Raw genomic sequence first — 22288 nt, forward strand, 5'->3', positions numbered from 1 at the left:
GACTGGCAGCTGGACGACCCGGCCGGACAAGGCATCGACGCCGTACGGCCGATCCGCGACCAGATCGAGGCCCGCGTCGGCGCGCTGATCGCCGATCTTCTCACCTCCGAGACGACGACCGCCACCGGCCCGGCATGAGTATGCGCGTCCGGGCCATGACCGAAGAGGACGCCGGACAGGTGCTGGCCATCTACCAGCTCGGCATCGACGAAGGACAGGCCACCTTCGAAACCACCGCCCCGACCTGGCAGCACTTCGACGTGGCCAAGCTCCCCGACCACCGGCATGTCGCCGTGGACGACACCGGCCGGGTGCTCGGCTGGGTCGCCGCCTGCGCGGTCTCCGATCGGTGCGTCTACGCCGGCGTGGTCGAGCACTCGGTCTACGTGCACCCCGACGCCCGCGGCCGCGGCGTCGGGATGGCCCTGCTGCAGACACTCATCGCCTCTACCGAGACCGCCGGGATCTGGACCATCCAATCGGGGATCTTCCCCGAGAACACCGCCAGCCTGACCCTGAACGCCCGCGCCGGCTTCCGCCTCATCGGCACTCGCGACCGCATCGGGCGCCACCACGGCGCATGGCGCGACGTTGTACTCGTTGAACGCCGCAGCCCAACGGTGACATAGATGGCTCCCTGCTCCTGACGTGAGCAGCACCGGCACGCTCAGGCGGGAGTCGCCGAGGCCTTCCTCGCCGAGCTAATGTCCGGGGAGCCGACGGCCGACCGGCACGACGATGACGTGTCGGAGGCGGCCTGGGTGCCAGTGGAGGAGCCCAACACACTTATGCCGTGGTATCCGGACGGCATGGCCGAGCTCCTGGCGGTGGCAGGGGCCGCTACAGCACCGCCCGCGAGAGCCGACGGTACGTCCCGTCACTGGTCTTTCTCCGCATGGATCAGCTGGCACTTCATCTCGGCAGGCAGTTCACTGCGATGATGCCGCTTCCTGTTCCAGTAGCGTGATGTAGTCGAAGATCGCTGAGGCCGGGATCAGCCGGGTGCGGCCCTGGGTGACCGAGCGGATGCGCCCGGTCCTGAGCTGCTCGTAAATCACGGTGCGGCTCATGCTCAGCAGTTGCATGGCATCGGTGACGCGGTAGAGCCGCAGAGGGTCGAGTGCGGGGGTTGGAGTCATTCGGCCGCCCGCCAGCCATAGGCGGTGCGAGTGGTCTGTACCTTTTGCCGGACGCATTCGGTCAAGATCACCCCACCGCCGTCCACTGAGTCCTCGCTCAAGCTTCCCGCCTCCTAGCTCCCACCTATACCCTTGTATATGGCTAGTATGCAAATATACTCAAATATATGAGCCGGTCAAGAGGCCATGTGTTTCTTCGAGCCGGGCCGGGGACGATTCAGAGGGGGAAGGCGGTAGAACGGGCAACGCCGGCGGGCGATGTCGCGCTCTGGTGCCTGTTGCGTTTCCAGGTGCTGAGGTGGGTCTTTGGGCTCGCCTTCAGGCCCTGTGCTGTTCGTTGACCGCGGGGAGACCTTCGAGGGTGCGTGCGCGGTCGATCATGTCCTGGATCGTCTTCAAGGTCTCGTCGGAGAGGCCGGCCGCCCGTAGCGCGACCTCTTTGACCGCTTCGTCTCTGAGGGCCAGGTCGGCCTTCGTCGCTGGGGCTGTGGCGCCGTCTTCGGTCTCGTCCTCGAAGAAGTACAACACCGAGACGCCGAAGAAGGCCGCCAAGGCGGCGAGGTGCCGCTTGGTGGGGTTGTCCTTGATGCCCTTGCGGAGCTGCCAGACGTAGGCTTGCGAGATCACCTTTTCGCCGGCGGCGGCGTTGATCGATTCGGCGACCTCTACGTTGGTGTACGGCTTGCCGCCCTTGGGGTAGACGGTCTGGAACAGGTGCTCAAGCCGGTCTGCGAGCGGGCCGGGTTTGGAAGGCGTGGCGCTCACGTGTCCTTCCCCTCCCTTGGGCGGACGGTCGGTGACGCGACCCCTGCCGGACTGGCCATAGACTCCAGTACTCAGCAATAGGGCGGCGTTTACATGAGTACATCCTAGCCGGTGATGCGGGCGCCCGCGATGAAGGTCTTGTGCCGGTAGGTTCCTGGTGCCATGGAGTCGAAGCGCAGGTTGGCGCCGGTGAAGGGTGCGTTGAAGAAGCGGTGGTCGCCTGCGTAGATGCCGACGTGGGACGGGGCGCTGCTGGTGCCCGAGGTGCCTGGCCAGAAGACCAGGTCGCCTACCTGGAGCTGATCGTAGGGGACGTGCTTCCAGCGGCGGTCCTGGAACTGTGTGGCGGCGGTCCGGGGGAGCAGGACCTTGCCGCCGGTGGCCTGGTAGACGGCCCAGACGGTCAGGCCTGAGCAGTCGAAGCCTGGTTGGCCGCTTCCGTTGGAGTTCGTGCCTACCGAGGGCCCGTTCTGGTCGCCGCCGCCGTACTGGTAGGCCATCCCGGTCCACTTCTGCGCCTGGGCGAGGATCGCCGCGCCGAGGTCGCTGGCTGGGACGGCGGTGGGGCAGGTGGCTGCTGTCTCTGCGAAGGCTGCGACGATCTTCGTAGCGAAAGGCTCCCACTGCGCGTAGGCGTCCGGAGTGCGGGACTTCTGGACGGCTTGTGCGGCTTGCGTCAGGGGGATCGTCTGCCAGTTCGGCACCTTGACGAGCGCCGCGTAGAACTTCTTGGAGGCATGGACCGGATCGGTCAGCTGCTCGGGAGTGCCCCATCCTTGGGACGGCCGCTGCTGGAACAGGCCCAGGCTGTCGAGATCGCCTGGGGTTGTGGAGTTGCGGAGCCGGTCTTCCTGCATCGAGGTCGCGATGGCGATGATCGCCGCCCGTGTCGGCAGCTTGAGCTCGGTGGAGACCTTGTAGATGATCTGAGCGTTCTGGGCTTGGCTGTCGTTGAGGATCTCGCCGCGGCCGGCGTCCATGCCAGAGCCGGTGGTGCCGGAGCACGAGGAGTCCGCGTTTGATGGGGGAGGACCGGGGACGGTGCCTGCGGCAGAGCCGAGCCCGATGCCCAGAACAAGCGTGAGCGGCGCGGCGACGGCCGCGACCACGGCACCGACGAGCTTGCCGCTCACAGGCCGACGAGGGAAAGCGAGACAGGGGTGATCGTGTGCATGTGATCTCCCTTGAACTCGCTGAGATCCGGGTCGGCAGGGGAACAACCAGGCTGTTTGCTTCAGCAAACGAATTGGGACGACCGTATTAGACAGATCCGGATGTGGTCAACTGCGCCAAAGGAGATGAGCCTGCCTGGTGCTGCTCTGTTTGCCGGGACGTTGTGCAGAGTTCAATGGAGGAGCTTGTCGGCCCTGGTGTCGGCCGGTTCACGGAGTAGGGCCTGGTCCGCTGCCTGGCTGGGGCGTGGTAACGGAGTCGAAGATCAGCGTGTACTCGGTTCGCGTGGCTGCGAGTGCCGGGCGACGGCAGGCATCTGTGTCTTGGTCATGGGTGTCGCACCGCTATTCGGTGATTGAGTGTGGCAGCAGCGGTCGCGACGGCCTTGGAGCGGCGGGCGTGGTCGATCAGGCGGAGCCAGCGCACCTCGTCGCGCAGGTCGCTTCCACCGCGCGCTGGTCGTGAAGCTGGTGGCACGTAAGGCCGGCCATGGTGTCGCGCGTCGACCGCGCAGGTGAGCCAGGCGGCCTCGATCGCCGCGTCGAGCTGCTCTCCTGCCAGGCCATGGCTGAGCAGTTCGTCTCGAATCCAGCGATGGTCCTCGTCGGTCACGTAGCCGCGCAGGGCCAGCCATGCGTCGCGGATCTCGATCGTGCGACGCAGCAGCCGGATGCGGAGATCGGCGAACGAGGTCAGGTCGGTGCGTCGGCTGGGTGGGGTGCCGAGGACGACGTGCGGGGCCGCGTCGGTGAGTTGCTTCCACAGCGGGCGCAGCGCGTTGAGGTTCCGATAAGCCCAGCAGGCATCGAGCGCGACGCTGATGCTCGGAAGCGGCAGGCGCCACAGGGGGACGGCCCACAGGACGGTCCATGGGACGGTGATGGGGAGGATCTTCATCTTAGTCGCGCGGACTTTGCTTCGGGCGCTGCCAAGCGTTGCTGAGCCGGGTCACCCAGCTACCGGAGTGAGGCGGTGAGACGCTGGCCCGTTCCAGGATCAGCGAGGAGAGTAGCTCGGCCTGAAGTTCGTTGTCGGTGGTGTAGATCCGCCGGCTCAGCCAGTGCCGCACTTTGCCGGGGTCCAGGTCGGGCAGTATCCCGGCGAATTCGAGGGCGTCGGCCACGTCGGAGGAGTGGCCAAGGAGCATGTGAGAGATCTCGTGCAGGATGATCGCGTCTCGATGCAGGGGGCTGGTGTCCTGCTCGTAGTAGATGCGATCGACATGGTCGAAGCCGACCCACAGGCCGTATGGGCACGATTCCGCGGTGGGGGTCATCTGGGTCGGCGTGAGGATCATCGGCTTGCCGCGGCGCTCGGACACCGAATCACAGAACGTGGTGATCTCGAAAGGATTCGGAATCGTCAGCTCGCGCAGAAGTTCCTCGCACTGCGCGCGGAAGCGCTTCACATCGTTCAACCCGAACTCTCCTCGGTCAAACGGGAGGGTTGCCGTCACGGTCTGACTCGGCGGCACGATTGCGGGCAATCCACCCTCGTCTGGCAATGGGAGAGTAAAGGAACTTGAAGATCCTTGGGGCGGGTGGGGGGCTGCTGGCTGCGGAAACGCCGTGCGGCACGGGGATGTGGGGCCAGGTAAAAACTTTACGGCGGGGTCGACAGCCGGTGAATCACTGCTTGGGGCCGTCCTCTGGCAGGCCTTCGATCTTCCGGGCCTGCTCGACCATGCTCAAGATCGCTTTGAGGGTTTCGGGGGACAGGCCGGACGCTCGCAGAGCGATTTCGCGCACGCCGCTGTCGCGGATCGCGGCGATCAGCGCGAGCTGGCTGTCGGTGCGCACGGCCACCTCGTCGTCGGCGAAGTAGGTCACGTCGACGCCGAAGAAACGGGCGATGGCACTCAGTCGTTCGTAGCTGGGCCTGGTCTTCTCTCCCGTGCGCAGTTGCGACAGGTAGGAGGCTGAGATGATCGCCTTGCCGGCCTCTTGGTTGATCTGTCTGGCGGCTTCGCGGAGCGTGTAAGGCCCGCGCCCCTTGGGGTGCACGGTCTTGAAGAGATGGTCGAGTCGCTGCGCGAGCACATCCGGCTTGCTGTCGATCATGTCAGGTGTAGCCCTCCGTCAGCTCACCAACGCAAGATCCAGCACTGTCCATAGTGTAGTGCTTGCTCCCGCAAACTGGGTTGACCCTCTGCTGGCATGCTTGTTTGCTGTGGTTGACAGGGTTCTTCTTGGGCGCGTATAACCGTTTCCGCGGTGTTTGCTCGGAAACGTCGCAGGTCAGATCCCGTCCCTGCGCGATTCGGGCCGCTCGCGTGCCTGGTCGGCGGGCGGGCCCCCTACCCCAAGGAGCCCGATTTGCCCCTTTTGTTGTCTCTGCACGATGGTGTTCACACCGCGGTTCAAGCGCTGGCGGCCGACATCGACAATCCCGCCCCGCAGGACCCGACCGCGGGCAGCAACGGCGTCAACCTACTGCTGGCCTACGCCAAGTGGGGCGCCCTGATCGCCTGCGCGGTCGCCGCGGTCGTCTCCGGCGGGTTGATGGCCATCGGCGCCCTGTCCAACAGGCCCGACCACGCCGACAAGGGCAAGCGGGCCCTGGTGTGGAGCCTCGGCGGGGTCGTCGTGACGGCCATCGCGATTCCCATGGTCAACACCGTCTTCGGAGCCGCTTCCTAGCGGGCGGTGCGCAGACGACATGAGCAACACCTTCCTGCAGCGTCGCCGCCCGGTGCTCTTCTACGTGCGCATGATCGTGCTCGCACTGGTCACGTTCGTGGCTGTCGGCCTGGTCATCCAAACGGCCCTGATGCCCAACAACCCCCCGAACCACCGTGTCCCAGCGCCCGGCGGAGGGCCGGGGGATGTGATCGGCATCGACCAGAACGGCAAGATGATCGGGTTCGGTGAGCACCCGCCGCCGTTGCAACTCTTGCCAGGAACCCGGCTGGTGCATGACGTCTCGGTCGGTTACCCGCACTCGACGCTCGGCGCGGTCTCCGCCGCAGTGCAGTACTGGGGCCAGATCGCTTCCACCCTCGACCCCGCCCGCGCGGCGCAGATCGGCACTGTCATCGCGGATCCGGCGTGGACGACCGCCGCCGTTGAGCTGTCGAAGGGACCGATCAACACCCGCAAGCGCCTGGGGCTGCCCACCAGCGGACCGGCTCCCGACGGCGCGTCGGTGCTGCTCACGCCGATGGCTTATCAGATTCAGCAGATCACGGCTGACTCGGTGACCGTCCTGCTACTGGGCTACTACCAGATCACGCTGCCGGGCCAGGAGCCTGAAAACCGCATCGGGGTCTTTCCTTTGCAGATGCACTGGGCCGCCGGTGACTGGAAGATGCCTGTCCCCACGCTTAGCGCGGACTACTCGGGCCTTGAGGCTATGCCCGGGTCGGATGTGGCGGCTGCCATGGGCTGGCTGCCGCTGGCCTCGCGGTGAGTCCGAGCTCTGTGACCGATCATCCCCGTCTGACAACAGAGGAGGTCTCCCATGGCATGCCCATTTGATCCGGCCAGCTGTATCGGCGACCTCGTCGGCGGGGGCGTGAGCAGCATCGCGGGCAGCGCCTTCAACGCGGTCGTCCAGAGCTTTGTGTCGGCGGCGAACGGCCTGCTGGAAGGCTTCGGGAAAGCGTTCGTCGCCATCCCGCCGGTCGATCTGACCTCTCCCGGGGTCCGCAGCGTCTACCAGATCTCCCTCAAGCTCGCCGGAGTGATCGCTGTTTTGCTCCTGCTGGGCCAGGTCATCAAGACGGCGATCACCCACGACGGTTCCGCCCTGGTTCAAGGGCTGATCGGCGTCGGCAAGGCCGCCTTGGCGTTCATGCTGACCCTGGTGATCGCGGGGACGTCTCTCAGAGCCGCCGACGAGCTGACCAACTTCATCGTGGTGCAGAGCTTCGGCAGCACCAGGGCCCTCACCGCGAGGATCACCGGCCTGATTCCGTTGAACTCCGTTGGTGCGGCGGGCGCTCTCATCCTGCTCTTGGCTGTGATCGGGATATTGCTCACGCTGGTGCTCTGGTTTGAGCTGCTGCTGCGTAACGCGGCCATCGTCGTCTTGGTGGCCACCTCGCCGATCGCCGCGGCCGGGCAGCTCTCGGATGCCACCACCTCCTGGTGGACCAAGTTCGCGGTGTCCACCGGGCAACTGATCATCCTGAAGCCGGTCATCGCGCTCGTCTTCGCACTGGGCTTCGGGATGACCGGCAAGAGCACGGACATCCAAACGTTGCTGGCCGGGATGCTGGTGCTGATCCTGGCCGTCTTCGCCTGGCCGGCCATCGCCCGCTTCTTCGCGTTCGCCAGCGTCGCGGTAGGCGGCAGCGCGGGGCTTGGGGCGCTTTTGGGCTTCGCTGCGGGAAGGGCCGGTGGTGGTGCGGGGGGTGGCGCACCGACAGGCGTCGACCCCGACCAGTTCAGTCAGGCGTCTGAGGCGCGGACCATGGCGTCTTTCGGGCAGTCCGGCGGTGGTGCATCAGCAGCCGGGGGCGCAGGCGGGTCTGCGGCAGCCGGTGCCGGTGCCGCGGCGATCCCCGCAGCCGTTGCCGTCGCGGCCCTCCAAGGAGCTCAGAAGGCGATCAACAGCCTCAGTGGCGGCATGGACCAGATGGCGACCCATGCGGGAATGGGTGGACGACCGGCAGCCTATGCGGCAGGAGTACCGCCCTACGCCGGGCGCGGTGGTTACCGGCGCCCATACGGCGGCGGATCTTCCGATGGTTCAGGCAGCACGGCCCCCGCTCAGGGGTCAGACCCCGGCACGCCGACGCCACCATCGCCAGCTGAGCAATCTGCCCATGAGCCGGCGCAGGTTGAGTCTTCGGCGGGTCAGGCCGCCCCCGAGGAGTCGTCGCCTGCTCCGGCCGAGGAGTCTGCTCCGGCAGAGCGCCAGCCAGCGTCGCCACAGCCGAAGCCGAGCCCTGCCAGCGACGGCCATGAATCCAAGGCCGGTGAGGCATGAGCACACGTACTGAGAGCAGCACGCCCGCCTCGCGGACCTATTTCGGTTGGCAAGAAGAGAAGGTGGCCTTCATCTTCGGGCTCAGCGGCCGGCGCGCCGCGATGCTGGGCATCGGCGTCCTGGCCGCCGCCTGGCCGCTGGCCGCGTCCGACTTCAGGCAAGGTGCGGTGTGCTGGCCGGTCGCCGCTGTGCTGATCACGCTCGCGTTCGTCCGGATCGCCGGACGGACGGTCGATGAATGGATCACGGCCGCCGTCTCTTACGGACTGCTGCGGTCCCGAGACCAGCACAAGTTCGCCAGCGCCGCGTTCGCCCCGCGCTCCAAAACCCGGCCCGGCGCGCCTGCCCCGATGGACCTTCCCGGGATTTTGGCCCCGCTGACCATCCTGGAAGCGGACTTCGGCAACGGCGGCACCATCGCGGTCGCGCACAACCGATACGAGCGGACCTTCACCGCGGTCGCACGGATCCGTTTCCCCGGCATCGGGCTCGTCGACTCCTCGCGCAGGGACCTGCGTGTCGCGGGATGGGGCGGCTTGCTGTCAGGTCTGTGCACCGAGGGCAATCCGATCGTCCGGGTGCAGGCGCTCCAGCGGCTGGTCCCCGAATCGGGGGCGGCGCTGCGCCGATGGCACGCCGACCACCTCAACGACGAGGCTCCGCCGCTCGCGCGGCAGATCACCGAGATCCTTTTGGCGACCTCGACGCTGGCCAGTTCGCAGCGCGAGGCGTTCCTGGCCTTCACCATGGACCACAAGAGGGCGGCATCTCAGATCAGGGCCGCCGGCGGTGGCGCGGCCGGAGCCGCCGTCGTCCTGGTACGCCAGCTCAAGGCACTCACCTCCGCCATCAGCGGTGCAGACCTCCAGGTGGAAGGCTGGCTCGATCCTCGCGAACTGGCCGAGGTGCTGCGGACCGCGTTCGACCCCCACTCGGCTCGTGTCCTGGCCGACCAGCGTGCCGGGGCGATGGCCGCGGTGGGCGACCGGCAGTACGGGCTGCCGGGTGTCGACCCGGCGCTGGCGGGACCGGCCGCCGCCGAGGCCAAGCCCGGCTCCTACGCCCACGACGGCGCCCACTCGGTCAGCTACGTGGTTCACGACTGGCCGCGCAACCAGATCTACTCCACCGCGCTGGCCCCGCTGCTGGGTGAGGGAGACCACCGTCGCGCCTTCTCCTTGCACATCGAGCCCCTCGGCCCGCGCAAGGCCGAACAGGAGGTCATGCGCGAGCGCACCGCACGTGACGTCGCGATCAAGATGCGGCAGCGCACCGGCCAGATCGTCCCCGAACACGAGCAGGCCGCCCTGGACCGTGCCCGTGCCCAGGACCGCGAACGCGCGGCCGGTCACGGACTGGTCCGCTTCTCGGCGTACGTCACGGTCACCGTCACCGATCCGGCCAGCCTGGACGACGCCTGTGCGGCCCTGGAAGCCGACGCGGCGGCGGCACGGATCTCCATCCGCCGCATGTGGATGGCCCAAGACATCGGGTTCGCGCTCGGCGCCCTGCCGCTTGGCATGGGCCTGCCCCGGAGGAGGTTCTGAGCATGGGGCTGCTGCGGAAGCGGAAGAGCACCGCTCTGCCCGTCTTCGACCTTGCCGGTGTTCTCGGTGCTCCTACCACCCCGGCGGCCACCGCTCGCAAGAACCGATCCCGGACGGACGAGCGCAGCCGCAAGGACCCGCTCGCGCCCAGGCGGGGTCACGCGCACCCCTTCGGCGGGCGCGCTCCCCGCTTTCCTGCGATCCCCGTCTTCCGGGGGAGCACCGGCCAGGTGCAGGGCCTCTACCCGTGGCTGTACGGGGCGAGCATGCCGCCGGTCGGCGTCTACGTCGGCGTCGACTGCCTGTCCGGCGGCGCCTTCGCCTGCCACCCCATCGAATGGCTGCGCCGCGGTCTCATCTCCAACCCCAACATGCTGATCACAGGAGTACCCGGCGCGGGCAAATCCGCCACGATCAAAGCCCTCATCACCCGGCTCAGCGCGTACGGGGTCAAGACCTTCGTGCTCGGCGACATCAAGAACGAGTACGCGCCCCTGGCGCGCGCGTTCGGCGTCGCACCGGTCGAACTCGGCCCTGGCCTCGGAACCCGGCTCAACCCGCTGGACGCCGGGCCGCTCGGTGAGAACCTGCCCACCGACACCGAGCAGCTCCGCGAACGACTGGAGGAGATCCACCGCCGCCGCATCACCCTCCTCTCCTCGCTACTGGTCATGCGGCTGGACGGAGACCTCACCCCAACGGAGGAGGCGGCGATCAGCTTGGCGATCAAACACGCCTCCGGACAGGCCACCGGCGCCACCATCCTCAAAGACCCCACCATCCCGCAGATCTGGCAGCTGCTGCGCGACCCGCTGCCGGAGATGGCAACCGAACTGCGGGTGCGGGGCGAGGACGTCGGGGAACTGCGGGAGATGGTCCGGCGGGCGACCGACGCCCTGGGCAACATGGTCCGAGACTCCCTTTCCGGCCTGTTCGACGGCCCCACCAGCGTGCAGCTCGACTTCAACGCCCCGATCCAGACCGTCGATCTGTCCCGTATCGACGGCCGCGGGGATGAGACCGTGGCCATGACGCTCGCCTGCGTCTCCTCCTGGGGCCAAGCCGCCATCGACGAACCCGGCGGCCCCGTCCGCCTGGTCGTCCGCGACGAGCTGTGGCGTGCCATGCGCGTCCCGGCCATGATCCGCAAAGTCGACTCCGACCTTCGCCTGTCCCGCGCCCAGGGCACCATCCAGGTCCTGGCCACTCACCGGCTCGCGGACTTCGAGGCGGTGGGGCCGGAAGGGTCGCAGGAGGTCACGATCGCCAAGAACCTGATCGCGAGCTGCGACGTGAGAATCTGCCTGAGGCAGGACACCGCACCGCTGGCGATGACCCGGGATGCGATCGGGCTCACCGACACCGAGTGCGCACACATCGCGTCCTGGTCCGGCGAGCAGATCGGCCGGGCGGTCTGGAAGATCGGCCGCACCGCCAGCCACGTCGTCCAGGTCGTCCTCACTCCTGTGGAGCGTCGGCTCTACTGGACCAACGAGCGCATGGCCGTCTGACATGGCGCGAAACGAGACCATCGCCGGCCGCGGCATGTTCGATGGCCCTGCCGACTACCTGCTGTTCGGTGCGCTCGGATGCATCGTCGTCGCGGTCGTGGGGGTCTGGCTGACCGGGCAGATCGCCGGACTGGTATTCGCCTTCTCCTGGCCGGACACCAGCCTGGGTGACTCCCTGTCGATCCTGCAACGGCTTCCCCACCACCTGTCCGACCCCAAGCAAGCCTGGCCGGCCTCGGCACGTGACTCGCTGCCGGGCTGGCCCGGCTACCTACTGTCTTCTGTACTCACCTTCACCGGCATCGCGACCGCAGCGGTCATCGGTATCCGCCGGATCGGCAGCGGACGCTCGCACCGCGGGCTGGCCTCCCGCAACCAGCTCGCCCGGTCGATGTCGGAGAAAGCCATCATCGCCCAGGGGCCGGTCGTCCGCCCGAGCGTCGCGGGAACCGACTACACGGTGCAGGACGTGGGAGTCCGGCTGGGCCGCACCGCCTCTGGCGGTATGCCGCTGGCCATCAGCTCCGAGTCGTCGGTCCTGTTGATGTCCGCGCCCCGTCAAGGCAAGACCAGCATGGTCATCATCCCGTGGCTGCACCGCTGGCCTGGTCCAGCCCTGGTCACCTCGGTCCGCAAAGACATCGTTGAGGCCACCGCGCTGCTGCGCGCTGAAGGCGGCCGTCCCGTGTTGGTGATGGCGCCCACCGGAATGATTCATTGGCCTGACCTGGTGCGCTGGTCACCGACCTCGGGTTGCGAGAACTTCGAAAAGGCCCGCACCCGGGCCGATGTCATGGTCACGGTCGGTAAGACCGGCGCCAACCAAGACTCCGGGAACGCCGCCTACTTCGGCATGACCGCCACCAACCTGCTCGCGGGCTGGCTGCACGCGGCCGCCCTGTCCGGCGGCTCCATGGACGACGTCCTGCGGTGGGCGCTCGACGAGCGCCTCGACCGGCCCGTGAAAATCCTTCGCGACCATCCCGGTGCCGCGCCCGGCACCGCCGCGATGCTCGACGCCGCCTACCGCTCACCCGAAGGCACCCGCTCCAACCTGTGGACCACCGTGCAGACGGCGGTGGCACCGCTGCTGGCCCCCACCGCCCGCGCCACCTTCACCCCAGCGGCGGGGGAGGGGGTCGACCTGGAGGCCCTTCTCACGGCCCGGGGCACGATCTATCTGCTGGTCTCGGAGAAACAGGCCACTGACCTGGCGCCGCTGATCTCGGCGTTCGTCGACGAGCTCACCGAGACCGCCAAGAAGCTCGCCGACGCCTCACCCGGCGGCCGGCTCGACCCGCCGCTTGCCCTGCTTTGCGACGAGGTCGCCAACGTCGTCCCACTCCCGCACCTGCCCGCCCTGATGTCGTACGCGGGCGGATCGGGAATCTTCCTCGTCGCCGTGCTCCAGAACATGGCCCAGGCCGAGAACCGGTGGGGCCGCGAAGGCTCGGCAATGCTCTGGGGCGCCTCCACGGTGAAGATCGCTCTCGGCGGCTTGTCCGGTGACGAACTCCGGGACCTGTCCGCGCTGGCCGGTGAGTACCGCGAACTCCTCACCACCCATCAGCGCGGCAGCACGGGGCACACCGTCCAATCCACCCTGCATGATCGCAAGACCCTCCCTCCCGAGGTGATCCGAACCTTGTCCCAGGAACGGCGCGAGGCCCTGGTCATCCACGCCACCACCCCCGCCGTGCTGGTGCGGATGACCCGGCACTACGAAGGCCCAGACCGCGACGCCTACGCCCGCTCGGTCGCCAAAGCCACCCAGATGATCGCGAAGGCGGATCCGAGCACCAGGACCTCGGACACCACTGGCACAGACGCCGTCAGAGGCGGCGAGGATGGAGCCGACAGTGACCGAGACGCCTGAACAGTCCGTCAAGCCCCCCGCCCCCGCCCTGCTCAAGGCCTCGCTGAACAAGGGCTACCGCGACCAGCACGTGAACACTCTCAAGCGTCGTGACCGGCCCACGGCCAAGCCCAGTCGACGCCTGACCGAGTGGCATCGGATGGATTCCGGCGAACGCGCGGCCAACTGGACCGCCCTGCTGGCCTGGGTGACCTGGCTCCACGATCGCTACGAGCTCGGTGTCGAAGAGCGCTTGCCCCGGTGCTGGGCGCAGCACCCCGGTCTGATCGAGGAGCTGTGGGCGCTCAAAGCATGGCGCGAGGAGATCTACGACGCCAAGCAGCCATCGGGACAGGCCGCACGCTACTGGCACGCCGAACTCCGCCAGACCATGCACGCGGCCATCATCTTCTACGCCGCCGGCTGCCGCGCTGGGCACCGCGGCGCCGACGGCTTGGCCGCAGAGGACACCCGCCTCCAGCAGCACTGGGCCACGGCGGATCCCGCCGCGGGCATTCCCACCGCCTTACTCAAGGCCGACGAACCCAGCAGAGGCCGTACCGACAGCTATCTGTTCCTGACCGCCGCCACCATGAGCGCCCGCCGGGAGCAGCGGGTGGCCGTACCTCTGGGCAAGACCCTCACGGACTGCCTTCGCTACGACGGCTCTTGGTGGATGGCGGGCGAGGGTGGCTGGCTCCGGATCATCGACCCGAAACTCGACCACCACCTCAACAACCGGTTCGCCGCCCTGGCGCTCGCCGATCGCAGCGTCGACCGCCACCGCGCCCGCAAGGCGGCCGGGGGTAACGCCTGATGCCAACCTTCCCCCTCCGAACCCAGGAGGACGTCCCCGGCGCTCTCAACCATGCGTCCGACCGGCTGGGCGACATACCCCCGCTGAAAGCCGAGCATGTTCCCGGCACCAACTATCAGCCGATCTCTGCCGCATCGGTCGAAGCACGCACTGGGGACCCCGAAATGCGAGGCATCGGCCAAGTGGACACGATCCTTGCGACGCCCGGACATCCCTCCGCCATCAGCCCGAGTAACTGCTCTGCATTGAGCGGACCTGGGGTCTCTTCCAGGAGGTCACACAACGATAGGAAACCCCCACACCATGCCTAATCTCCTCCACCGGACCGAAGAAGCGCTGCTCGGCGCACTCATTTACGATCCGAGCCTTATCAACGACGTGCCCTACCTTCTTCCCCGGCACTTCGACCACGCCGATCACCAGGCCATCTTCGCGGCGTTCCTCGACGTCCGCGCGAACGAACCTGGCACGTGGGGCGCGGCGATGGCCGCGCGGATCACCTCCCAAGTCGACGTGCCCGGTATCGACGAGACCAGGCTCGCCGGTCTGGCCCTGTCCAGCCCCGATGTTTCCTCCGTCGCCGTCTACGGCCGCATGATCCAGGAAGCCGCGCTGCGTCGAGAGCTCCTCGGCCACGCCGACCGCCTCGCTGAAGCCGCCGGAACGGTCCGTGGCGTCGACCCCGAACTTGACCACTTCGCGCTGCTGTCGGACGCCCTGCGCTCCAACGCGGTCCACTTCCAGGCCAGCCTCACCTATGAACTCTCGGTGGAGGCTCCGCGCCAGGACCTGCGGACTCTGCGCGAGGAAGCACTCTTGGCCGACCTGATCCAGCATCCGGAACACCTGCACGAGGTGGCCGCCTGGCTCGATCCCGAGGTGTTCACCAGCCCCGACCGGCGCAGCATCTACGAGGCCATCGTCGCAGTCGACGAGTACGGCGAGCCGGTCGAGGAACTCACGCTCTCCTGGGAACTCGCCCGCTCTCCATCAACCGACCTGGCCTTGGCCGGCGAGACCACCGAGAGCCGGTCCGAGGCCACACCCGCGGCTCCCGGCTACCTTGCGCGCCTGGCGGTCACCGCGGTCGAGGCCGGCGTCGCCATCGAGATCGGACGCGACCTGCTGGCCGACCACGCCCGCGCCGAACTCATGACCGCATCCGGCCCGCTGACCAGGAACGCAGGGACGAGTGCGCACGACCTCGCCGCGCGCCGGGCTCTGCACCACGAACGCGGCCTCACACAAGAAGCCGCCGCACCTCTGCTCACACCACCCGATCGAACGCTCGGCCTCGACGGTCCCGAGCTGCGCCGGTAGAAGGAGCCACCGAAACCATGTCGCTCCCCAAGCGCCCCGCAGATCAGCCGTCCACCATCGAACCCGACGCCCAACCAATGATCATCAGTCATGCGGAGATGAGCCGGGCCTTCGACCAAGGTCTGGTGTCGCCGCTCGGCCAGACCATCGCGTACGCCGTCCATTACCAGGACACCTGGTGGATCCATTTCGAGAAGGGATGGATTCGCACGGACAAGAAGCTCGCCGACATGTTGGATGCCGAAGCCTCACGCATCACCGCTCAGGACGCGATTGTGGCCCGCAACGCCGCGATCCGCGCAGCCACCCGGCCCGACCCAGACGAACGATTGAACCCGATCTGACGGCCAGCTGCGATGCATACCAATGAAGGCGCATGGGTCCGCTTATGGCGAGGCTCGCACATGCTGCCTTTTCTAATCCCCTGGTCCGATCTACTTCAGGAGCGCTGATCTGTGTGCTAATCGACGATCCCGCCGCCCTGGAACGTCTGTGCCGCGAGTACGGCGAGCAGCTCTACGACTACTGCTGCTCTCTGGTGGACGACGACGATGCACTGTCAGCGACGGTAGGCGCCATCTACGGGGCCGTTGCCCACACCGCCCAGTTGCATGACGTAAGGCGTCGTCGCGCCTGGCTGTACGCCTTGGCCCGCGCCGAGTGCCAGGCCAGGCTCGCCGGCGTCACGCACACCGGTTCGCACGCCCGGCAGGGACGCGGCGGCGCTCCCGAGCTGGCGGTCGAAGTGCTGGCCTGCCTGGAGCCGCGCGAACGCGAGACTCTCGATTTGACCCTGCGGCATGGCCTCGCGCCGGATGACGTGGCGCGGGTACTCGATATCCCGGTGGACGCGGTGGAGTCGGCAGCGTGCTCGGGCAGGCGCACCGCCGAACAATGGCTGGCCGCCGTCATGGACGCCAGGCTCGCCACCCCCAGATGCGCGGTGATGGCCGGTCTGGTGAGGTCGTGGGTGGAGTCACCGACGCGGCTGCTGCGCGCTCACATCAGCCGGCACCTGCGTGCCTGCAAAAGCTGCCAGGCAGCGCCGTCGAAGGCGTCCATCACCACGCTGCTGTCACGCATGCCCATCCCGACGAGCTCTGCCCCAGCGGAACGACTTCTCGCCGGTGCCAGCACCTCGGTCACCACTGCCGAGACCCGCACCGAGGGCTGGCATCCCGACGGTTTCCCCGTCCAGCCCGACGCGCTAGAGGATCCTCCACCCCCTGAGGCGCCGTTGACGGTGGAAGAGGGCTTCACACCCAATCGGCCCCAAGGGGAGCCGCCGTCCGCAGAGTTCTGGGAGCCCGACCCGGAAGCCGCCGACCCCGAAAGCCGCATCCGGTGGGGGCGCGTCGGCCTGATCACCCTGGTGTCGGTGGCTTCGGCGGGCGTGATCTGGTCACTGCTGTTCCACCCCAGCAGCGCAAAGCCGATCGAGGTGAAGGCGGCCGGAGACACGATCGTCGCCGTCACGGCCGGCGATCCACTGCCACCCCTGGTCGACTCCCCGCCCCCACCACCTCCCGCGGGCGCCGGAGGTCCCGTGGACAACGGTCTCCCCGTCGCCACTGCCAGGCCGAAGGCCAACGAGCGCGCGGCCACCCGGGCGAACAAATCCGTGCCGCTCGTGCCGCCGCCGTCCCACCGCTCCCAACCCTCCGCGAAACCAACCGGCAAGCCCGACCGCAGCGGCCCGCCAACGGCTGACAACGGTCCGAACAATCCGCCGCCGCCACAAACCTCCCAGCCGCAATCGTCACCCAAACAGCCCCCTCCGCCCCCGCCTCCACCGCCGCCGCCGTCGTTCTCGGCGTCCACCACTTCGATCGACGTGGGCACCGGCCGGCAGGGGTCGGTGACCGTGAGCAGCCAGACCGGATCGATCACCTGGCAGGCAAGCGGCTCTAACGTGAGCGCCTCACCTGGCAGCGGAAGCGTTGGCAACGGCCAGAGCACGACCATCAACTTCTCGCTCCAGGTCGGGCCCGGCGACACCAACGACTGCGGCAAGCCCCTGAACACCTATATGTCGATCTCCTGGTCCGGTGACAACAACGGCACCAAAGGCTCCGGGACCATCGGCGTGACCATCACCTACATGAAGCACTGCCCCAAGCCCCTCTAATAACGAGAAGAGCCCCCCGAATGCCCCGACTTCGCAAACGCGAATGGATCATCGCCCTGGTTGCGGTGCTACTCACGCTGACCATCGGCATCCCCACCGGCATGGCCCTGGCCGACCCCGGTACCGACACTGTCTCGAATAACGAGTGTGACGACATCCTCGGCACCGGAACCCCGGAATTCATGTACTGCTCGTGGATGGCCGAGACACCCAAAGACGCCCTCAGGGTCCTGGACTACTGGAATTTCAACGACGGCCAAAGGCTCAAGGAAGCGGTCCCCTTTCCCGGCCCTGTCCTGTTCTGCAAGGACAAGAACAACAAAGGCCCCGGCATGCAGGGATGCGCCGACAAAGACCAGGTCCTGTGCAAGTACGACCAGAACGCCGGCAAGTACATCTGCAAGGACGTCGGCGGCAACATCACCAAGCCTCCCGCCAAGGCCTGCATCGGCGGCGAGTTCGACTGTTCCGGTACCGGCACGAGCGGCTCCGGCAGCACAGAAGCCGACTCCGGCGCTGGAGTGCCGACCACCGCTCCAACAGCCGACACCTCGGGCCAGAACCCCACAGACCCGACCGTCGGCGCGCCGAGCGCCTCACCGGCTCCGCTCACCCAACCTTCGACGGCCCCGACCGTAACCAAGCAGGAGCCGGTGGAGCCCATGACCACTACCGAGCAGACCCCACCTGACCAGACCACTCCCACGCCGAGCGCGTCCGCCGCACCGCCCAAGACCAAGACCCCGGCCGCGCCCGACGACGCCACCGGCAAGGCAGCCGCCACGGCCGTGAAGCTCGGCATGCGGGTCTGGATCGAAAGCGAACTGGCTCCCGCGTGGCAGGCAGGCAAGGACCAGTTCAACGCCGCGGTCGCCGCCCTGGCAGCCCAGGCCAACAGGCCCGGAGTCGTCGGCGTCAAGTTCGCCCAGGACCTCGGCTACTGGGGCTTCAAGACCGCCGACGATGTCCGCCGCTTCGTCAGCGACTCCTCCACGGCCCTGCGCGCAGCCATGCCCGCCGACAAGCAGCTCGCGGTGGACGTGTTCGTACCCGAACTGGGGTGCGGCGTCTCTCAACCCTGCCAGGCCGCCCTCCGTACCCAGTACCCGCTGATCACCCGGGCCAACGTCGAGAAGTACGTCCTGACGGGTGACGTGGACCACGTCAACGTCACCAGCGGCCTGTTCGCCAGCGAGTACGCCAAGTGGAAGATCACCCCGGACAAGGCACTGCGCAACCAGTGGATCGCCGTACGCGCCCGCACCTGGGACACCCGCGTCCACATCGGCGCCCGCGAGGTCGGCCTCGCCCACAGCGGCCCAGCCAAACTCACCGCCCAGCAAGCCGAGGCCGCAGCCAAACTCCGCGTCGACCTACCCCTCCAGGCTGGCGTCCAGACCATCATGCTGTGGACCCACCGCCAGAACTGGGACGGCACCACCTGGCGGCTACTCGACGAAGGCCTGAAGACCAACACCCTGTGGAAAGCACTCCAAGCCCGCAAAGCCCTCGGCCGCCTGGCCGTCACCTTCAACGCCAGCGACCCCGAGCGCGAGATCACCCAGGACCTGACCAAGCTCGCCGAGGTCTTCAACGAGATCTACATCCACTCACAGTGACGGCCCGGGCTCTCACGTCGGGTTGATGTATTTCACGCCCCCGCGACCGGAGATCTCCCCGCATCAGTCACGTCACGGCAACACCTCGGCGAATCTCTGCGGCACGTACGTTCCCAGAGTTGGGCGTGGCGCGTATCGTCACGGGGCACGGGGAGTTGCTTGAGGAGGCTCTGAGGCTAGGAGGGCGCGTAGCCGGTTTTCGGCGGTGTCGACCGCGGAGGTGAGCGTCGTGTGATGGTCGGTGTTGAGGGTTCGGGCGCCGAGGCCCGCGGCGGTGACAACCGCGGCGAGGTCGTCTTCCTGTCGGCGGGTCATGTGGGCGCGTGCGACGGGGTGCGCCAGGACGTCACGGGCGGCGTAGGCGTCGCACGTGGCCACGTCCAGCACGGCGGCCTGCATGGCCGTCACAGCGTCTGCCAGTTCGGAGCCGGTCTCGGCCGACCGCTCGGCGGTCAGGTCCAGTGTGGTCAGGCCGAGCCGGGCGCGGAAGGCGGCGGTCATCGGCTCGGGCTGGATGACCAGCGTGAGAGCGTCGCGCACCGCGTGCAGGAGGCCTGGTGGCGGGCAAGGTTCGACTGGAGGCTGGCAGCACAGGCGGAGCAGGGCCGCGACGGTGGTTTCCCAGGGCTCGGCGGGGATGGTGGTGTCGATCATGGCGATGGCCTGGTCCGCGTGTCCTTGCTGGAGTAGGGCCATGATCGTGATCTGGCGGCCGTCGAGGAGCCGGTTGCCGATGCCGCGGTGCGCGGCCATGGTGTCGGCGGCCTGGCTCCAGCGGCCGCTGCAGGCCAGGGCGCGGGCGCCGTCGATGAGCAGTGTGAGCCACAGCTCGGTGCAGATCGTGCGGTGGTCGTCGTCGTTGTGGATTAGCGGGGCGAGGTCGACGTCGTGTCCGGCGATGACGGTCGCGGTGCGCTGTTGGGCGGCCTGGTAGAGCTGCTGCAGCAGGATGATGGCGGCTTCGCCGTCGCCTTCGCGGATGAGCAGGCGGGCGATGTTGACCAGCGGCATCAGCGACATGACGGCGATGCCTTCAGTGAGGGACCCGGCCTGGGCGAAGATCGTGTGCTGTCGCCAGCACAGGTCCGCGGCCAGGCCGGGCAGCCCGGTGTCGGAGGCGATGAGGGCGGCGAAGTTGAGGACTCCGCTGGCGCGGGCCACCCGCTGGTGGTGGTCCAGGCCGTCCGGTTCGCTGGTCAGCGCGGTGAGGTCCGCGATGCGGGTGGCCAGGGGGAGTCCTGGGGGTTTGGACCGGCAGACCAGCGGGATACGGCTGGCGATCGCCGGGTTCATCGTCGAACTCGTCGCGGAGTTCATCGCGTCCTCCCTTGCCAGGGCCTCAGGCCTCGTGGGCGGGGGTCAGGGCCAGTCGATGACGAGGCGGCTGGCCGGCTTGTCGATGATGAAGCGCGGGTCGGCGGTCTTGAGCAGGTCGCGGTGGGCGGTGGTGGCCATGCGGAAGCCGGGGGCGGGCGCCCGGTTGCCGTAGTCGCGTTCCCACTCGCTGATCGCGGAGGCGACCTGCTCGGCGAGCTCGGCGCGCCCTGGGCCGTGGCCGATGACGCCGATCTCCCAGAACCTGCCGCCGTTGTCCTCGCCTTCGCGCACGGTCAGGTAGGTCAGGCTGTCGTCGTCGAGCGCGGCCATGGATCCCCAGGCGAAGTGCGGGGTGAAGCCGGGCCGCTGGCCGGGCATGCGGGACAGGCCGTTCGGCAGGACGCAGGCCAACCAGAGGTAGACCCACTGCCAGGGTGAGCCCTTGCGGAACTTCACGCCGGTGTAGACCTTGTGGGCGGGGGTGTCCAGGATGGTGCGCATCGCGTCGCGGTCGACGTTCTGCTCGCTGAAGGTCTCCAGCCGGACGTTCCCTTCCCCATTGTGGGAGACGAGGGTGTAGAGGTCGTCGCAGATGCCCTTGCGCAGAGGGACGAAGGTGGCCATCTCGCAGGAGACCGTGCGCCAGGTGTCGTCGCCGTTGTGCTCGAAGGCGAAGCTGCGGGAGATGCTGCCGCGGATGCGCATCGGAATGACGAGCCGCCCGTCGGGGGCGAGTTGCTCCAGCACGGCGGTGGGGACGTCTCCGGCGCCGACGGTGAACTGGATCCTGTCGAACGGGGCGTGCTCGGGCAGCCCGGAGGCGCCGTCGGCCAGCAGCGCGCTCACGTTCTCGGCTCCGGCGGCCGCCAGGTGGGCGGCGGCGTTGTCGACGAGGTCGGGGTCGACGTCGAGGGTCCACACATGCCCGCCGGGTGTCACGAGCCTGCCGAGGAGGGCGGCGTTGTAGCCGGTGGCGGCCCCGGCCTCCAGGATCTTGTGTCCTGGGCGGGCGTCGAGTTGCTCGAGCTGGGTGGAGACGATGGACGGGGCGGAGATGCAGGAGATCATCTCACCGTCCTGGTCGTGCTTGATCGCGACTGCGTCGTCGCGGTAGGCGGCCTGGACGTCGGTGTGCGGGACGAAGTGGTGGCGCTCGACTTCGCGGAAGGAGTCGATGATCGCGGGGGTGCGCAGGTGGCCGGAGCCGGTGAGCGTGGTCACCATGGCTTCGCGGAGTGCGGCGGGGTCGGCGGTGATGGTGGTCTCCATCCGTGTGAGGGTAGGGGGCGTGGGCGCCCCGGGGGCGGTGAACACGGCGGTTGACCCGACGGACGTTTCGGAGCAGCCGTCGGGCTCGTCGGGGTGGTCGAAGGCGGCGTGCCGGCCGAGCCAGGCGGCCGCCGTCTGGTCGGCGACACCGATCGCCGTGCGGTTGAACGCGAAGATGACGTGGTGGGCGAGGACCGCGCGCAGGCCTCGGGTCAGGTGCCCGGCGGTGGCCAGCCGCGCCAGGTGCCGTCCGGCGTCGTGGAAGGCGGCGACGCGTTCGGCCCAGCCCGGTTCGGCGCTTTCGCGGTGGGTGGCGTCGGCGTTGATGAGCCGTCGCATGGCGGTGATCGCTGCGGTGCGCGTGGCCGGGCCTGGAGGGGTGATCGGAGGGCGCAGCCGGGCGACCTTCGCCCACACGTCACCGATTTCGAATGGGTCCAGGCCCGCGGCGCGGTGCATGGCCGACAGCAGCAGGATGCAGCGCTCGCGGGCGCGGGTGCTGCCGGTCTCGGCGAGAGCGGCCGGGCTGTCGGCGCAGAAGAGATCGTGCGCGATGGCCATGCCGTCCGGCCCGCCGAAGGCGTCGGTTTCCGGCTCGTAGATTCCGCCGGCCCAGCCGGTGATCAGCTTGTCGGTGACGAGTTGGTCGAGCAGGCCGTCGGCGGGCTGCTTGGTGCGCAGCCGGAGCTTTCCCTGTTTGCGCAGGAAGTGGAAACGCTGGCCGGCCAGCGCGAGGGCCAGCGTGGTGGCGGCTGTGGTGGTCATGCCAGTGGTCTCGGGGAAGGAGACGGTCGCGTGCCACCAGCCGTGCGCGGCGTCGATCGGCAGGTGTTCGTCGTCGTGGTCCATCGCTCGCGGGTGCTCCTGCTCAGCTCGATGGGTCGGGGAAGGCGGGG

General features: G+C 68.1%; 20 protein-coding genes. 12 read left to right on the forward strand and 8 right to left on the reverse strand.

The window, feature by feature from the left end; all coding sequences use genetic code 11:
* Positions 1 to 134: 134 nt before the first annotated feature.
* Complete coding sequence (locus AB0M95_RS35175; RefSeq protein ID WP_363774286.1) at positions 135 to 629, forward strand: N-acetyltransferase family protein; 495 nt, start codon at positions 135 to 137, stop codon at positions 627 to 629.
* 300 nt (positions 630 to 929) lie between these two features.
* Here the strand turns inward: AB0M95_RS35175 and AB0M95_RS35180 are convergent, their stop codons facing one another.
* The 6 genes from AB0M95_RS35180 to AB0M95_RS35205 all read right to left on the reverse strand — a co-directional run bounded on the left by AB0M95_RS35180 (position 930) and on the right by AB0M95_RS35205 (position 5137).
* Entirely contained in the window at positions 930 to 1139 is a 210-nt protein-coding gene (locus AB0M95_RS35180; RefSeq protein WP_363774289.1) for a helix-turn-helix domain-containing protein, read from the reverse strand.
* Positions 1140 to 1457: 318 nt separating this feature from the next.
* Positions 1458 to 1904 carry a helix-turn-helix domain-containing protein gene (locus AB0M95_RS35185; RefSeq protein ID WP_363774292.1) on the reverse strand — a complete coding sequence of 149 codons (447 nt, stop codon included), beginning with the start codon at positions 1902 to 1904 and terminating at the stop codon, positions 1458 to 1460.
* A 104-nt stretch (positions 1905 to 2008) separates the two neighbouring features.
* Positions 2009 to 3037 (reverse strand): C40 family peptidase, encoded by a 1029-nt coding sequence (locus AB0M95_RS35190; protein ID WP_363774295.1) that lies wholly within the window; start codon positions 3035 to 3037, stop codon positions 2009 to 2011.
* A 367-nt stretch (positions 3038 to 3404) separates the two neighbouring features.
* Entirely contained in the window at positions 3405 to 3974 is a 570-nt protein-coding gene (locus tag AB0M95_RS35195) for a DUF6545 domain-containing protein (protein WP_363774298.1), read from the reverse strand.
* Between the two features lies 1 nt (position 3975).
* Positions 3976 to 4494, reverse strand: coding sequence for a hypothetical protein (locus AB0M95_RS35200; protein ID WP_363774301.1), 519 nt, complete (start codon positions 4492 to 4494; stop codon positions 3976 to 3978).
* A 211-nt stretch (positions 4495 to 4705) separates the two neighbouring features.
* Positions 4706 to 5137 carry a helix-turn-helix transcriptional regulator gene (locus AB0M95_RS35205; protein WP_363774304.1) on the reverse strand — a complete coding sequence of 144 codons (432 nt, stop codon included), beginning with the start codon at positions 5135 to 5137 and terminating at the stop codon, positions 4706 to 4708.
* 255 nt (positions 5138 to 5392) lie between these two features.
* Between AB0M95_RS35205 and AB0M95_RS35210 the strand changes: the two genes are divergently transcribed.
* The 11 genes from AB0M95_RS35210 (at position 5393) to AB0M95_RS35260 (ending at position 18806) form a co-directional block, all read left to right on the forward strand.
* On the forward strand, positions 5393 to 5716 hold the full coding sequence (locus tag AB0M95_RS35210) for a hypothetical protein (RefSeq protein ID WP_363774306.1): 324 nt from the start codon (positions 5393 to 5395) through the stop codon (positions 5714 to 5716).
* 19 nt (positions 5717 to 5735) lie between these two features.
* Positions 5736 to 6485: a hypothetical protein gene (locus AB0M95_RS35215; RefSeq protein ID WP_363774309.1), complete on the forward strand. Its 750-nt coding sequence runs from the start codon at positions 5736 to 5738 to the stop codon at positions 6483 to 6485.
* 105 nt (positions 6486 to 6590) lie between these two features.
* Positions 6591 to 8009 (forward strand): hypothetical protein, encoded by a 1419-nt coding sequence (locus AB0M95_RS35220; RefSeq protein ID WP_363774312.1) that lies wholly within the window; start codon positions 6591 to 6593, stop codon positions 8007 to 8009.
* Positions 8006 to 9556, forward strand: coding sequence for an SCO6880 family protein (locus tag AB0M95_RS35225; RefSeq protein ID WP_363774315.1), 1551 nt, complete (start codon positions 8006 to 8008; stop codon positions 9554 to 9556). Before AB0M95_RS35220 ends, AB0M95_RS35225 begins: the two co-directional genes overlap by 4 nt.
* Before the next feature lie 2 nt (positions 9557 to 9558).
* On the forward strand, positions 9559 to 11067 hold the full coding sequence (locus AB0M95_RS35230; protein ID WP_363774318.1) for a type VI secretion protein: 1509 nt from the start codon (positions 9559 to 9561) through the stop codon (positions 11065 to 11067).
* A gap of 1 nt (position 11068) precedes the next feature.
* The gene (locus tag AB0M95_RS35235; RefSeq protein ID WP_363774321.1) at positions 11069 to 12943 is read left to right on the forward strand and encodes a TraM recognition domain-containing protein; all 1875 of its coding nucleotides are present in this window, start codon (positions 11069 to 11071) and stop codon (positions 12941 to 12943) included.
* Entirely contained in the window at positions 12927 to 13739 is an 813-nt protein-coding gene (locus tag AB0M95_RS35240) for a hypothetical protein (protein WP_363774324.1), read from the forward strand. The genes AB0M95_RS35235 and AB0M95_RS35240 overlap by 17 nt, the downstream gene beginning before the upstream one ends.
* Before the next feature lie 303 nt (positions 13740 to 14042).
* The gene (locus tag AB0M95_RS35245; protein ID WP_363774327.1) at positions 14043 to 15059 is read left to right on the forward strand and encodes a DnaB-like helicase N-terminal domain-containing protein; all 1017 of its coding nucleotides are present in this window, start codon (positions 14043 to 14045) and stop codon (positions 15057 to 15059) included.
* A 17-nt stretch (positions 15060 to 15076) separates the two neighbouring features.
* Positions 15077 to 15403 carry a hypothetical protein gene (locus AB0M95_RS35250; protein WP_363774330.1) on the forward strand — a complete coding sequence of 109 codons (327 nt, stop codon included), beginning with the start codon at positions 15077 to 15079 and terminating at the stop codon, positions 15401 to 15403.
* Between the two features lie 113 nt (positions 15404 to 15516).
* Entirely contained in the window at positions 15517 to 17187 is a 1671-nt protein-coding gene (locus AB0M95_RS35255; RefSeq protein ID WP_363774333.1) for a hypothetical protein, read from the forward strand.
* A gap of 20 nt (positions 17188 to 17207) precedes the next feature.
* Positions 17208 to 18806: a hypothetical protein gene (locus AB0M95_RS35260; RefSeq protein ID WP_363774336.1), complete on the forward strand. Its 1599-nt coding sequence runs from the start codon at positions 17208 to 17210 to the stop codon at positions 18804 to 18806.
* Between the two features lie 138 nt (positions 18807 to 18944).
* Here the strand turns inward: AB0M95_RS35260 and AB0M95_RS35265 are convergent, their stop codons facing one another.
* Positions 18945 to 20123, reverse strand: coding sequence for a hypothetical protein (locus tag AB0M95_RS35265; RefSeq protein ID WP_363774339.1), 1179 nt, complete (start codon positions 20121 to 20123; stop codon positions 18945 to 18947).
* A gap of 42 nt (positions 20124 to 20165) precedes the next feature.
* On the reverse strand, positions 20166 to 22241 hold the full coding sequence (gene fxlM, locus AB0M95_RS35270; RefSeq protein WP_363774342.1) for a methyltransferase, FxLD system: 2076 nt from the start codon (positions 22239 to 22241) through the stop codon (positions 20166 to 20168).
* Positions 22242 to 22288 lie beyond the last annotated feature (47 nt).

It is taken from the genome of Sphaerisporangium sp. NPDC051017 (genome assembly GCF_040683095.1).
In the GTDB taxonomy this organism is placed as follows: domain Bacteria; phylum Actinomycetota; class Actinomycetes; order Streptosporangiales; family Streptosporangiaceae; genus Sphaerisporangium.